This window comes from Methylobacterium sp. Leaf91 (assembly GCF_001422815.1).
Taxonomy (GTDB): Bacteria; Pseudomonadota; Alphaproteobacteria; order Rhizobiales; family Beijerinckiaceae; genus Methylobacterium.
Genome location: NZ_LMMP01000001.1, coordinates 452536 through 464906 on the forward strand (window position 1 = coordinate 452536; position 12371 = coordinate 464906).

At 65.9% G+C, this 12371-nt stretch carries 13 protein-coding genes; 9 read left to right on the forward strand and 4 right to left on the reverse strand.

The window, feature by feature from the left end; genetic code table 11:
* Positions 1-24: 24 nt before the first annotated feature.
* Together ASF32_RS01970 and ASF32_RS26790 are read right to left on the reverse strand one after the other, a co-directional pair.
* The gene (locus ASF32_RS01970; protein WP_056422821.1) at positions 25-615 is read right to left on the reverse strand and encodes a GNAT family N-acetyltransferase; all 591 of its coding nucleotides are present in this window, start codon (positions 613-615) and stop codon (positions 25-27) included.
* Between the two features lie 115 nt (positions 616-730).
* Complete coding sequence (locus ASF32_RS26790) at positions 731-859, reverse strand: hypothetical protein (RefSeq protein ID WP_280136528.1); 129 nt, start codon at positions 857-859, stop codon at positions 731-733.
* Positions 860-947: 88 nt separating this feature from the next.
* On the opposite strand from ASF32_RS26790, the gene zapE reads away from it, so the two are divergent.
* From zapE to ASF32_RS01985, 3 genes are all read left to right on the forward strand, one after another.
* Positions 948-2093, forward strand: coding sequence for a cell division protein ZapE (zapE, locus tag ASF32_RS01975; RefSeq protein ID WP_082470597.1), 1146 nt, complete (start codon positions 948-950; stop codon positions 2091-2093).
* A gap of 474 nt (positions 2094-2567) precedes the next feature.
* The gene (locus tag ASF32_RS01980) at positions 2568-3047 is read left to right on the forward strand and encodes a (2Fe-2S)-binding protein (RefSeq protein ID WP_056422827.1); all 480 of its coding nucleotides are present in this window, start codon (positions 2568-2570) and stop codon (positions 3045-3047) included.
* A complete protein-coding gene (locus ASF32_RS01985; RefSeq protein ID WP_056422830.1) occupies positions 3044-5392 on the forward strand; it encodes a xanthine dehydrogenase family protein molybdopterin-binding subunit in 2349 nt (782 codons plus the stop codon). The genes ASF32_RS01980 and ASF32_RS01985 overlap by 4 nt, the downstream gene beginning before the upstream one ends.
* Positions 5393-5590: 198 nt before the next feature.
* Here ASF32_RS01985 and ASF32_RS01990 read toward each other — a convergent pair whose 3' ends face one another.
* On the reverse strand, positions 5591-6376 hold the full coding sequence (locus ASF32_RS01990) for a cation transporter (RefSeq protein ID WP_056422833.1): 786 nt from the start codon (positions 6374-6376) through the stop codon (positions 5591-5593).
* 68 nt (positions 6377-6444) lie between these two features.
* On the opposite strand from ASF32_RS01990, the gene ASF32_RS01995 reads away from it, so the two are divergent.
* Together ASF32_RS01995 and ASF32_RS02000 are read left to right on the forward strand one after the other, a co-directional pair.
* The gene (locus ASF32_RS01995; protein WP_056422836.1) at positions 6445-6900 is read left to right on the forward strand and encodes a helix-turn-helix domain-containing protein; all 456 of its coding nucleotides are present in this window, start codon (positions 6445-6447) and stop codon (positions 6898-6900) included.
* Between the two features lie 73 nt (positions 6901-6973).
* A complete protein-coding gene (locus ASF32_RS02000) occupies positions 6974-7369 on the forward strand; it encodes a hypothetical protein (RefSeq protein ID WP_056422839.1) in 396 nt (131 codons plus the stop codon).
* Between the two features lie 301 nt (positions 7370-7670).
* On the opposite strand, the gene ASF32_RS24255 is transcribed toward ASF32_RS02000, so the two are convergent.
* A complete protein-coding gene (locus tag ASF32_RS24255) occupies positions 7671-7892 on the reverse strand; it encodes a hypothetical protein (protein ID WP_018045985.1) in 222 nt (73 codons plus the stop codon).
* A gap of 395 nt (positions 7893-8287) precedes the next feature.
* Between ASF32_RS24255 and ASF32_RS02005 the strand changes: the two genes are divergently transcribed.
* The 4 genes from ASF32_RS02005 (at position 8288) to cysW (ending at position 12371) form a co-directional block, all read left to right on the forward strand.
* A complete protein-coding gene (locus tag ASF32_RS02005; protein WP_244478192.1) occupies positions 8288-8476 on the forward strand; it encodes a NepR family anti-sigma factor in 189 nt (62 codons plus the stop codon).
* A 788-nt stretch (positions 8477-9264) separates the two neighbouring features.
* Positions 9265-10287 (forward strand): sulfate ABC transporter substrate-binding protein, encoded by a 1023-nt coding sequence (locus ASF32_RS02010; protein ID WP_056423331.1) that lies wholly within the window; start codon positions 9265-9267, stop codon positions 10285-10287.
* 319 nt (positions 10288-10606) lie between these two features.
* Positions 10607-11464, forward strand: coding sequence for a sulfate ABC transporter permease subunit CysT (gene cysT / locus ASF32_RS02015; RefSeq protein WP_056423334.1), 858 nt, complete (start codon positions 10607-10609; stop codon positions 11462-11464).
* A complete protein-coding gene (cysW, locus tag ASF32_RS02020) occupies positions 11457-12371 on the forward strand; it encodes a sulfate ABC transporter permease subunit CysW (protein WP_056422841.1) in 915 nt (304 codons plus the stop codon). Before cysT ends, cysW begins: the two co-directional genes overlap by 8 nt.

The window sequence follows — 12371 nt, forward strand, 5'->3', positions numbered from 1 at the left end:
CTCGCCGCCAATCCGCTTGATCTCTCACGCCGCTCGTTTCAGCGGCTCGGCGGCGGCGGCCACCGCCAGGGTGAAATCCAGCGCCTCGTCGATCCCCTCGCGCCAGAGGGAGGCGGGCGTCGGACGGGCGAGGACGAGCGCCCCCTCCGCTTCGCCATCAGCCAGGGTCACTTCGGCGCCGAGCTTGGTGGCGAGCCCGCGCATCGGGCCGTTCCGGCTCAGACAGCGGACATGAAGATCGCGGACGCCGCGGTTGCGCGCCGCCGAGACGATCCGTCGAAAGAGGGCATGGCCGAGGCCGTTGCGGCGGAACCCGCGCTCCACGGCGAAGGCCGCCTCCGCATCGCGGCCGAGGCTCAGCCCCGGCACGGGGCCGGTGAGCGGGCGCAATTCGCCGAGCGCGCGCAAGGTCCCCTCGACGAAACCGCCGAAGACCAGCCCTTCGACCTTGAGGGCGCGGGCTGCATAGGCAACGGCCGCGGTATCGCTCACGGCGGCCATGAACCGGTTGGCTCTGGTATCGGGGTCGAGCCGCAGGAAATAGGCCTCGACCATGGCTCGGTCGCTGGGCCAGAGGCGCCGGACATTCGGTCCGGTCGAAATGGTGTCGGGCATTGTGCCGTCGTACTCCGGATGACATTGCGTCGATGTGCGCTGGCTCCGGGCGTGACCTCCCTCGAGGAGGCCACGAGATGGCATCGCCGCCGGTTTTGTGCAATGCAACAAAACGTCATCCGGCCGGCATGCCGTGCTTGATCCCTCCGGCGACGCGCGGCAGACCGGTCTTCGGGCCTGTCGCCGGACCGGTTCCATCGACGCGCACGCGGCCCTTGCGCCGTCCCGTATCCAAGGTCGCCATCGCCGTGAGTCCCCCCTCAGGTTCCGCATCCTCCGCCGGTTCGCAGGGCGGTGATTCTCCTGCCGGTCCGGTTTCGGCGCGCTACGACATGCTGGTCTCGTCGGGCGCCATCGAGCGCGACCCGGCTCAGACCCATCTGGTCCGGGCCCTCGACAGGCTGGTCCAGGATCTCGACAGGCGGCGTCGGGCGAAGAAGGGCAGCGCGCTCGGCTGGCTGTTCGGCCGCAGCGGCGACAGCGAAGGTCCGCCCAAGGGCCTGTACATCTGGGGCTCCGTCGGCCGCGGCAAGACCATGCTGATGGACCTCTTCCACGAGGCGGCGCCGGGCAAGAAACGCCGCGTCCATTTCCACGGCTTCCTGTCGGATGCCCATGAGCGCATCCATGCCCACCGGCAGGCCCTCAAGGCGGGCACGGCCAAGGGCGACGACCCGATCCCGGTGGTGGCCGACGCCCTGGCGGACGAGGCGACGTTGCTGTGTTTCGATGAGTTCACCGTGACCGACATCGCCGACGCGATGATCCTCGGCCGGCTGTTCGGGGCGTTGTTCAAGCGCGGCGTCACCGTCGTCGCGACGTCCAACGTCGAGCCCGACCGGCTCTATGAAGGCGGGCTCAACCGCGCGCTGTTCCTGCCCTTCGTCGCGGAGTTGAAGAGCCGGGTCGAGATCCTGAAGCTCGATTCCCGGACGGATTTCCGCCTGGAGAAGCTCGGTGGCGCTTCGGTCTATCATGTGCCTGCCGACGAGACGGCCGCCGCCGCCCTCGATCAGGCCTTCAAGGGGCTCACCGGCAAAGCCCGGGGCAAGCCTGCCAAGATCCGCGTGAAAGGCCGCGAGGTGGCCGTGCCGGAGGAGGCCGCCGGCGTCGCCCGGTTCGGCTTCGCCGACCTTTGCGCCCAGCCGCTGGGCGCCGCCGACTACATGGCCATCGCCCATTCCTTCAAGACGGTGATCCTTTCGGACATCCCGGTGATGGGCGAGGCGAACCGCAACGAGGCCAAGCGCTTCATCACCCTCGTCGACACGTTCTACGATGCCCACGTGAAACTGATCGCCTCGGCCGCCGCCGAGCCGACCGGCCTCTACACGGCGACCGAGGGCCGAGAGGCGTTCGAGTTCGACCGCACGGTCTCGCGCCTCATCGAGATGCGCTCATCGGAATACCTCGCTCTGCCCCATGGGCGCGGTGATTCCGAGGCGAGCGGGTCCAGCTTCGGCCTCGTGGAGACCTGATCGAGGCGAAGTGCCGGACGGTTCGAGCACCGTTATGTCGAAGCGATTCGAAAGGTTTGGCGCTTCACCGAGGCCCGCTGGAGCGATGTCTGCAGAGCCGGCATAAACAACGAGCGACATTCGAAAGCGTCCCAGACGCCCGATACGTACTGTGCGCAACAGCACATCGAATCCTCGGCCGAGCTTCACGAAAGTGACGCCCGTGGCTGCCGACCGTTGCACCGCAGCACCCCTACCGTTTAATTGGATTCATTATGAGGTACGGGGCGTGGGGGCTTCGTGCACTGCGACGGTTCCCTGTCGAGGGGTGCCGGATCCGCTGCCGCACCTCAGGGACGTTTCGATGCGGGACGGCGACGATGTCGCGCGCGCCCCGCGCCTGAGTGACGACCTCCAAGGTATTCGCGAGCCCAACGGATCGGTAGCCCGCCGATCTCGACCGGTCCGTGGCCTGATCGATGACAGGATAGACCGATGATCAAACTCACCGTGAACGGGGCTGAACGCAGCTTCGACGGCGATCCCGACATGCCGCTGCTGTGGTTCCTGCGTGACGAAGTCGGCCTCACCGGCACTAAGTTCGGTTGCGGCCAGGCCCTATGCGGCGCCTGCACGATCCATCTCGGCGGCACTGCCGTGCGCGGCTGCGTCACCCCCATCTCCGCAGCCGAAGGCCAGGAGGTGGTGACCATCGAGGGGCTTTCGCCCGATGGCAACCATCCGGTCCAGGTGGCTTGGCGCGACCTGAACGTCTCGCAATGCGGCTATTGCCAGTGCGGGCAGATGATGCAGGCGGCCTCCTTCCTGAAGGAGACGCCGAAGCCCAACGACGCCCAGATCGACGAGGCCATGAGCGGCAACCTCTGCCGCTGTGGCACCTATCCGCGCATCCGCGCCGCGATCCATCAGGCCGCCGGAAACGCGCCGGCCGCCAACAAGGGAGAGCGCCTGTGATTCACGACGCACAGATCATGGCCGACCTCGCCACCGAGACGACCGCCGCCCCCGAAGCGCCCAGCGCTCTCGCCAATGTCAGCCGCCGCGCCATGCTCGGCGGCATGGGCGCCCTGGTGCTCGCCCTGTCCTGGCGTGATTCCGCGCGTGCCGAGGACAAGAAGGACGAGCCGAAGAAATTCGGCGCCGATGCCATGCCGCATGGCTGGCAGGACGACCCGAAGGTGTTCGTGGCCATCGCGCCGGACGGCACCGTGACCATCACCTGCCACCGCTCGGAGATGGGCCAGGGCGTGCGCACCTCCGTCGCCCTCGTCGTCGCCGACGAGCTCGAGGCGGATTGGGCCAAGGTGAAGGTCGCCCAGGCTTGGGGCGACGAAGCTCGTTTCGGCAACCAGGACACCGACGGCTCCCGGAGTTTGCGCCACTTCTTCCCGCATCTGCGCCATGCGGGTGCGGCGGCGAAGGCCATGCTGGTCCAGGCCGCCGCCAAGCAATGGGGCGTGCCTGCAGCGGAAGTGAAGGCCGAGAACTCGGTCCTCGCCCATGCCAAGTCGAAGCGCACGCTCGGTTATGGCGACGTGGCGGCGGCAGCCTCCGAACTCGCCGTGCCCGCTCGCGAGAGCGTGACCCTGAAGGATCCAAAAGCCTTCAAGTTCATCGGCAAGGGCAAGATCGGCCTCATCGACAACCAAGACTTCACCACCGGCAAGGCCATGTACGGCCTCGATACCCGTCTCGACGGGATGCTCTACGCCCTCGTTGCCCGCCCGCCGGTCTTCGGCGGCAAGGTGGCGAGCTACGACGATGCCGAGACCATGAAGGTCCCCGGCGTAGTCAAGGTGTTCAAGATCGACACGCCCGAGATCCCGTCCGAGTTCCAGCCGATCGGCGGCGTCGCCGTCATCGCCAAGAACACCTGGGCGGCAATGAAGGGCCGCGACGCCCTGAAGATCACCTGGGACGACGGCCCGAACGCCCATTACGATTCGGTCGCCTTCCGGGGCGAGCTGGAGAAGGCGGCACGCGCGCCCGGCAAGGTCGTGCGCAACCAGGGTGACGTCGACGGCGCCATGGCCAAGGCCAAGCAGCGGATCGAGGCCGAGTATTTCGTGCCCCACCTCGTCCAGGCCCCGATGGAACCGCCGGCCGCCACCGTGCGGATCAAGGACGGGTTCTGCGAAGCCTGGGCCTGCACGCAGGCTCCCCAGGCGACCCATGACCGCCTGGCCAAGAAGCTCAACCTGCCTGCCGACAAGGTGCGGGTGAACGTGACGCTGCTCGGCGGCGGCTTCGGCCGCAAGTCGAAGCCCGATTACGTGCTCGAGGCGGCCCTGTGCTCGCAGGCCGTGGACGGTGCGCCGGTCAAGCTCACCTGGACCCGCGAGGACGACCTCCATCACGGCTACTACCACACGATCTCGGTGGAGCGCCTGGAGGCCGGCCTCGACGACAAGGGCATGCCGGTGGCCTGGCTCCACCGTTCGGCGGCGCCCACGATCGGCTCGATCTTCGCCGCCGGCGCCAAGAACGAGCTGCCCTTCGAGCTCGGGATGGGACTGACCAACACGCCGTTCGCCGTGCCGAATATCCGGCTCGAGAACCCGGCGGCCGACGCGCATGTGCGCATCGGCTGGTTCCGCTCGGTGTCGAACATCCCGCACGCCTTCGCGATCCAGTCGTTTGTCGCCGAGTTGGCGCATGCGGCGGGCAAGGATCCGAAGGAGTACCTGCTGGCCCTGATCGGCCCCGACCGGGTGATCGACCCGACCACCATCGGCGATGTGTGGAATTACGGCGAGGACCCGGCCCGCTACCCGATCGAGACCGCGCGCCTGCGTGGGGTCATCGAGGCGGCGGCCAAGGGGATCGGCTGGGGCCGCAAGCTGCCGAAGGGACGGGGCCTCGGCATTGCCGGGCATTACAGCTTCGTCACCCACACGGCGGTCGCCGCCGAGGTCGAAGTGGGCGCCAAGGGCGAAGTCTCGGTCAAGCGCATCGACATCGCCGTCGATTGCGGGCCGCAGGTCAACCCGGAGCGTATCCGCTCGCAGATGGAGGGTGCTGTCGTCATGGGGATGGGCTTGGCCTTGTCGGCCGAAATCACCTTCAAGGACGGGCGCGCGCAGCAGAACAACTTCGACGGTTACGAGATCACCCGTCTCGACGCCGCCCCGAAGGAGCTGCACGTCCACCTGATCCAGAACAACGACTACAGCCGTCCGCTCGGCGGCGTCGGTGAGCCGGGCGTCCCCCCCGTGGCGCCGGCCATCGCCAACGCGGTCTTCGCCGCCACCGGCCGCCGCATCCGGCAGCTGCCGATCCGCGACCAGCTGAGCTCGTAAGACCGCAACACTCTTCGGCCCCTTTCTTGTAATGGGCCGAAGATTTTCCGGATCAGCGACGTCATCCCGGGGCTGCGCAGCAGAGTCCGGGATCTAGAAACGCCGACAGCGCAAGGTCCTGTACCTTTGATGGCTCTGGATTCCGGGCTCGCCGTCGGCGCCCCGGAATGACCACGTCATATTAAGGTGGTCCCACCCTCACTCGGCCGCCAAGACCTGCGCCTCCCGGCCCCCCTCGCGATACTCGCCCCAGGCCTGTTTCAGGATCTGGACCGAAGAGGTGAGGAAGATGCCGGCCATGAGGGCGGCGACCGCGAGGTCAGGCCAGGCCGACGTGGTGCCCCAGACGGCGAGCGCCGCGCCCATCACCACGATGTTGCCGATGGCATCGTTGCGCGAGCACAGCCAGACGGAGCGGACATTGGCGTCGCCGTCCTTGTAGCGCATCAGCAGCAGCACCGAGGCGACGTTGGCGGCCAGTGCCAGCAGGCCGATCCCGCCCATCCATTCCGCGCTCGGCACGCCGAGAACGAGCGTCTGGTAGATCGTCGAGCCGAAGACCCAGACCGCCATCAGGCTGAGGCTTACCCCCTTGGCCAGAGCCGCCAACGAGCGGGTGCGAAGGCTCGCACCGATGACCGCGAGGCTGAGGCCGTAGGTGACGGTATCGGCCAGGAAGTCGAGGGCGTCGGCCTTCAGCGCCTGCGAACCAGCCGCCTGGCCAGCCGCCATCTCGGTGACGAACATCGCGCCGTTGAGGGCGATGACGAACCACAGCACCCGTTTATAGCGCGGATCGACCCCGTCGAAGACCGGAACGCCCCCGCCGCAACCGCAAGATTCCTCGTGCGACGAGGCCTTCGGAGCCTGCGTCGCCACGGCGTGGTCGTGCGCGCCCGCCGTGTCATGGGCATGATCGTGGGAATGCACATGCGTGTGGGCTTCAGTCTGGTTCAGGCTCGTGCCGCAGCAGGATTCGGCCATGGCTCTCTCCTCGTTCCGTCGTTAAACAGAAGCCTACAAGCTCTAGCGACTAGAGGATCAAGCGGAAAATGACGTTCTCGATCGGAATCCTGTCGCGCCGCGCCGGAGTGAAGGTGCCGACGATCCGCTATTACGAGCAGGTCGGGCTGATGCCGTCACCCCCGCGTACCGATGGGCAGCAGCGCCGTTATGGCGACGCCGAGGTGGCACGGCTCAACTTCATCCGTCACGCGCGCGAACTCGGCTTCGAGGTCGATGCGATTCGCGAACTTCTCGCCATGAGCGCGCAACCGGAGGAATCCTGCGCCGAGGTGGACCGTCTGGCGAGACGTCACCTCGCGGAGGTGGAGCAGCGCATCACCCGGCTGATCGCCCTGCGTACGGAGTTGCAGCGCATGGTGACGGAATGCGGCCACGGGCGGGTGGGTGAGTGCCGGGTCATCCAGGTGCTGGCCGACCACGGTGAATGCGACCACGACCATGGCGGTGGGCGGCCGGGATCGACAGGGTTCGCCGAGGCGTAAACTTCGCCGCGTCAGGGGAGCCGAAGGGGCCGGACACGGGTTGTCCCGTCACAGCCCCCCTTGAGGATACCCCATGATTCAGAAATCCCGTCCCCTCGCCGTGCTGCTGGCTGCCGGCTTCACCGTCGGCCTTGCGGCGGGCCCGGCCCTTGCCTCCCCCTGTTCGGAAGAGATCGCGCGCCTTGAGACGCGGGTGAAGGACGAGGCGACGGGCGCCATCTCCGCCTCGACCTCGGGTAAGGCGGCGGCCGGCGCGCGCGAAGGCCAGGGGGAAACCGCGCAGGGAGGCAATGCCTCCACCCCGGCCGCTCCGCCGGAGAAATCCGCTGAGGCGGGAAAAGGCGCCGATGCCGCGATGCAGGCCAAGGTCGCCCTGGACGAGGCGCGCACCGCCGACGGCAAGGGCGACGCCCAGGCCTGCAACGCGGCGGTCGAGCGGGCCAAGAATCAGCTCGCCAAGGCGCCGTGAAGCGAAGGGCCGATGGGTCCGGTCGAGCTTTCGGGCATCGTCGCGGCGCACCGGCCGGGGGAGCCCGGCACGGTGCCTGCGGCCTGCACGTGGGCCGGATGGGCGATGGCCCAGCGGGTCGTGAAGGATGTCCTGGCAAATCGTGAAAAGAGAAGGTTTTTCTTTTTGAGGCCGTTTCGGACATCCGCCCCGACCAGCGTCGTCTTGGCGACGACGTGGAGTGTGCGGCGCTCGGCCCATCCCCGTCTTTAGGCGGCGCAGGAGGGCCGCCGCCGACGTATCGAGGACCCCTGTGGGGGTGTTACGCAGCCGCGCTCAAGGCGTGTTTGTTGCCCTGAATGCCGGCACAAAGATCGTCGATCTCCGCAAGATCTAGACTTTCACCTGAGTGACTTGCAATTGCATCGATCAGGTGATCTTGCCGAGGATCGAAAGGATGGCCCTGAAGGCGATAGAATTGATAGTAACGCAGCGCCGCTAATACGGTGTCACGTTCTCGCACTGTGATGGTGATGGTCTGCATTCTTTGAAGATCTCCCCTTCATGCGATTTTTGCTCTCCGAACACTTGAATCCGACTCAGTGAGCGAGAGCGTTGTAACCCCGCTTCGGCGCAGCCGTCCACAGCCGGAAACCATTCGGTAACCCTGTTTGCGGATCGGCAGGGGGCTTGGCCGGACGCAACCCTTTGCACCCGCGCCGTTTCCTCCCGGTGGTATGGCTGACGGATTTATTTCGCTTCGAAAAATGTAAAATGTCATTGACAGATAAGGGAAAACGGGGCGCTCGCTCTAGAAGCTTGGCCTTACAGACTTTTTACCGAAACGGATAAAATTGTTCTTAACCATTCCCTGGCAGCCTACCGGTCAGGGCCGACCCAGTCCCTCCTTGGGAAGTCGGCATGAGCGGAGTTCCCCTCATGACCAAAATGCAGCCGGATGACGGGCAGGACGGTCGGACGCCGCGGGGCAGGCCGGTATCGCTCACGGCAAGCGTGCGACGCCATCTCGGTTTGAACCTGCGGGCCCATTACGCCGATTCGCTGATCGAACCGGTTGGCGAACGCATCGAATCCCTGCTGTCGAAGCTCGGTCGGCGGAAGGGGTGACCCGTTACAGGCGCGATCCGTCAGAGGGATGAGCGAGACGACACACAGCGTTCAGAATTGCGGTGCTATCGGTCGCGCCTACGTGCTGGACCTGCCCGGCCCGTCTTCCGCCAACCCGCGAAATCCCATCCCATGACCGTCCTCGTTCTCGTCGTCGCCGGAAACATCCTGCTCGCGACCCTGTTCTCCCTGGTCGCCCTCGCCTCCGACTGAGCCGTTCCTCGAAGGGACGCCTGCGCAGGCACTGCTCCTTCCAGACCAAGCCTGTCCCGATCTCCTGATTCTCAGGCGTTCGGGAAGCCCTTCTGCCAGCATAACCGGTTGCGGATTCCCGCATCCGGTTTTCCGTCGTGTCTGGCCGGAATGGCGCGCTATCGCTGCTCCATGGCCGACCCCACCTATGAGACACTCCGCGCGTACGGACCCGGGAAACCGGGCCGGATGCTGCAATGCACATTGGCGCCGGAAATGTTACGGAACGTTCGTTCTATAGAACTAGCCGACCGAGGCTTTATATTCTCCCTTCGCGGATATAGATAGAACATATTTCTATAGCAAATGTTTTCCTCCTCACGCCTTCGCTTTCGTAAGGAGAATTGCCTATCTAGAACGAAAGAGGCACCCCTCGGTCAAGCTTGACATTGTTCTTTAAAACGAACGAAACCTAGCGCCACCGAGGCGTCGGGACGGCTTTGTCCCGCAGCCGCGATGTAGCTGGAGACGAACCTGTGAGCTCGAACCTATCCTCCACGCCGAATGCCCGCCGTCTGTCCAACCGCAGACGTGTCATTGCCCTGTGCGCCGGTTCGCTCGGCCTGGTCTCGGCAGGGTTCGGGTCCGCGCTGTTCGCCGCCGGCAGCGCCCAGGCGCAGACCGAACTCCTCAACGTCTCCTACGACCCGACGCGGGAACTCTATAAGGAGATCAACGCGGCCTTCATCGAGGAGTGGAAGGCGAAGACCGGCGAGACGGTCACCATCCGCGCGGCCCATGGCGGCTCCGGCTCGCAGGCCCGCACCGTCATCGACGGCATCCCGGCCGATGTGGTGACCCTGGGCATCCCCTCCGACATCGACGCGATCAGCCGCATCTCGAAGAAGATCCCCGCCGATTGGCGCACCAAGCTGCCCAATGAAGGTCTGCCCTACACCTCGACCGTGGTGTTCCTCGTGCGCAAGGGCAACCCGAAGAGCGTGAAGGATTGGGGCGATCTCGTGAAGCCCGACGTGAAGGTGATCACCCCGAACCCGAAAACCTCGGCTGGCGGCCGCTGGAACTTCCTCGCGGCCTGGGGCTACGCCTACGAGAAGGAAGGCAAGAACGCGGACAAAGCCAACGCCTTCGTCGGCCAGCTCTACAAGCAAGTGCCGGTGCTCGATACCGGCGCGCGCGGCTCCACCGTGACCTTCGCCCAGCGCGGTCTCGGCGACGTGCTGCCGACCTGGGAGAACGAAGCCTATCTGGTGTTCGAAGAGTTCGGCCGCGACAAGTTCGACGTGATCGTTCCGCCGACCTCGATCTACGCCGAGCCGCCGGTCGCCCTCGTGGATGCCAATGTCGACAAGAAGGGCACCCGCAAGCAGGCCGAGGCCTATCTCCAGTTCCTCTATTCGGACGCGGCGCAGGCGATCTTCGCCAAGCATCATTACCGCCCGATCAAGCGTGAGGCCGCCAAGCCCGAGCATCTGGCGCAGCTGCCCGAACTGAAACTTTTCAAGATCGAGGATCTTCAGGGCAACTGGGACGATATCCAGAAGAAGAACTTCGACAATGGTGGGCTGTTCGACCAGCTGAGCAAGCCGGCGCCGTAGCGCGCCCCCCCGGCCGACGATAGGCACACATGTCGCGGTATGCGCGCTACCCTGCCCTCCTCCCCCTTGCGGGGAGGAGTAGGAGGTGGGGGTGGTTGTGCGACCCTGATGCTGCGGAGGCTGGCGGAGCCACCCCCACTCCTAGCCTCTCCCCACAAGGGGGAGAGGGACGCGCTCTGCCTTGAAGAGCAGGTGTGTGAATCTAGCAGCCGTCACGGGGAGGGTGCCCAGGGAGCAGGGGGCGACCTCAGCCGGACACCGTGCCCGCTTCCCGACCCGCCGATGCGTGAGCGAGGCGATCCATTATCAGGACCACCCCATGGCAGAGCCCCCTCTGCGTCCGAGACGACGCTTCCGTCAGCCCAGTGTGATTCCCGGCTTCGGGATCACCTTCGGTTATACCCTGACCTGCCTCGGCATCATCGTGCTGCTGCCCCTGGCCGCTCTCGTCGCCCGCGCCTCCGGCCTCGGCCTGTCGGGAATTTGGGCGGTCGCCACCGATCCGCGCGTCGCCAGCGCCCTGCGCGTAAGCTTCGGGGTTTCGCTCCTCGCGGCGCTGACCGCCTCGGTCTTCGGCTTCCTCATCGCCTGGGTTCTCACCCGCTACCGGTTTCCCGGCCGCAAGATCGTGGACGCGGTGGTGGATCTTCCCTTCGCCCTGCCGACCGCCGTCGCCGGCATCGCCCTGGCCTCCCTGTATGCCCCCAACGGTCTCGTGGGCGAACAGCTCGCCAAGCTCGGGATCGAGGCCGCCTATACGCCGGTGGGCATCTACATCGCCATGGTCTTCATCGGCCTGCCCTTCGCCGTACGGACGGTGCAGCCCCTGATCGTCGAGATCGACAAGGAGATCGAGGAGGCATCGGCCACCCTCGGCGCCGGCCGCTGGCACACGCTGGTGAAGGTGGTGCTACCGCCCCTGATCCCGGCCGTGCTCACGGGCTTCGCCCTCGCCTTCGCCCGCGGCGTCGGTGAATACGGCTCGATCATCTTCATCGCCGGCAACCTTCCCTACGTCTCCGAGATCGCCCCGCTCCTCATCGTCATCAAGCTCTCGGAATTCGATTATGGGGGCGCCTGCGCCATCGCGACGATCATGCTCGGGATCTCGTTCCTGACCCTGCTCGCCATCAACCTGATCCAGGCCTGGAGCCGCAGGAGGTTCGGTTATGTCTAGCGCCGTTGTCGGAAACCCGGATGTCCGGCACCCCAATCTCCAGGCCGGAGGTCCGCCCGCCCGCGCACGGAGCGTGGTCACGGAAGGCCGTGTCGTCCGGGTGGTGTTGATCGGGGTCGCGGTGGTCTTTCTCGCCCTGTTCCTGGTGCTGCCGTTGGTGACGGTGTTCATCCAGGCCTTCGCGAAAGGCTGGTCAGCCTATCTCGCCGCATTCACGGAGGCGGATGCGCGCTCTGCGATCCGCCTGACCCTGCTGACGGCGGCCATCGCCGTGCCGTTCAACCTCGTCTTCGGCATCATGGCCTCCTGGGCCATCGCCAAGTTCGAGTTCCGCGGCAAGAACCTGCTCGTGACCCTCATCGACCTGCCGTTCTCGGTCTCGCCGGTGGTCTCGGGGCTGATCTACGTACTCGTCTTCGGGGCCCAGGGCCTCCTCGGCCCGTGGCTGATCGCGCACGACATCCAGGTGATCTTCGCCGTTCCCGGCATCGTGCTCGCCACGATCTTCGTCACCTTCCCCTTCGTCGCCCGCCAGCTGATCCCGTTGATGCAGGAACAGGGAACTGCCGAAGAAGAAGCGGCGCTGACCCTCGGCGCCTCCGGCTGGCACGCGTTCTGGACCGTGACGCTGCCCAACATCCGCTGGGGCCTGCTCTACAGCGTGCTCCTCTGCAACGCCCGGGCGATGGGCGAATTCGGCGCGGTGTCGGTGGTCTCAGGCCATATCCGCGGATTGACAAATACGCTGCCGCTCCACGTGGAGATCCTCTACAATGAGTACAACTTCGTTGCCTCTTTCGCCGTCGCTTCCCTCCTTGCCGGCCTCGCTCTTGTCACCCTCCTCGTCAAATCACTCCTCGAATGGCGCTTCAGTGCCGAGATCGCAGCGGGCGCACGGGGTCACTGA

What these genes read in the sequence shown, in the direction of transcription:
- ASF32_RS01970 (WP_056422821.1), bottom strand. Translation starts at nt 615, where the DNA reads ATGCCCGACACCATTTCGACCGGACCGAATGTCCGGCGCCTCTGGCCC.
- ASF32_RS26790 (WP_280136528.1), bottom strand. Translation starts at nt 859, where the DNA reads ATGGCGACCTTGGATACGGGACGGCGCAAGGGCCGCGTGCGCGTCGAT.
- zapE (WP_082470597.1), top strand. Translation starts at nt 948, where the DNA reads ATGCTGGTCTCGTCGGGCGCCATCGAGCGCGACCCGGCTCAGACCCAT.
- ASF32_RS01980 (WP_056422827.1), top strand. Translation starts at nt 2,568, where the DNA reads ATGATCAAACTCACCGTGAACGGGGCTGAACGCAGCTTCGACGGCGAT.
- ASF32_RS01990 (WP_056422833.1), bottom strand. Translation starts at nt 6,376, where the DNA reads ATGGCCGAATCCTGCTGCGGCACGAGCCTGAACCAGACTGAAGCCCAC.
- ASF32_RS01995 (WP_056422836.1), top strand. Translation starts at nt 6,445, where the DNA reads ATGACGTTCTCGATCGGAATCCTGTCGCGCCGCGCCGGAGTGAAGGTG.
- ASF32_RS02000 (WP_056422839.1), top strand. Translation starts at nt 6,974, where the DNA reads ATGATTCAGAAATCCCGTCCCCTCGCCGTGCTGCTGGCTGCCGGCTTC.
- ASF32_RS24255 (WP_018045985.1), bottom strand. Translation starts at nt 7,892, where the DNA reads ATGCAGACCATCACCATCACAGTGCGAGAACGTGACACCGTATTAGCG.
- ASF32_RS02005 (WP_244478192.1), top strand. Translation starts at nt 8,288, where the DNA reads ATGACCAAAATGCAGCCGGATGACGGGCAGGACGGTCGGACGCCGCGG.
- cysT (WP_056423334.1), top strand. Translation starts at nt 10,607, where the DNA reads ATGGCAGAGCCCCCTCTGCGTCCGAGACGACGCTTCCGTCAGCCCAGT.
- cysW (WP_056422841.1), top strand. Translation starts at nt 11,457, where the DNA reads ATGTCTAGCGCCGTTGTCGGAAACCCGGATGTCCGGCACCCCAATCTC.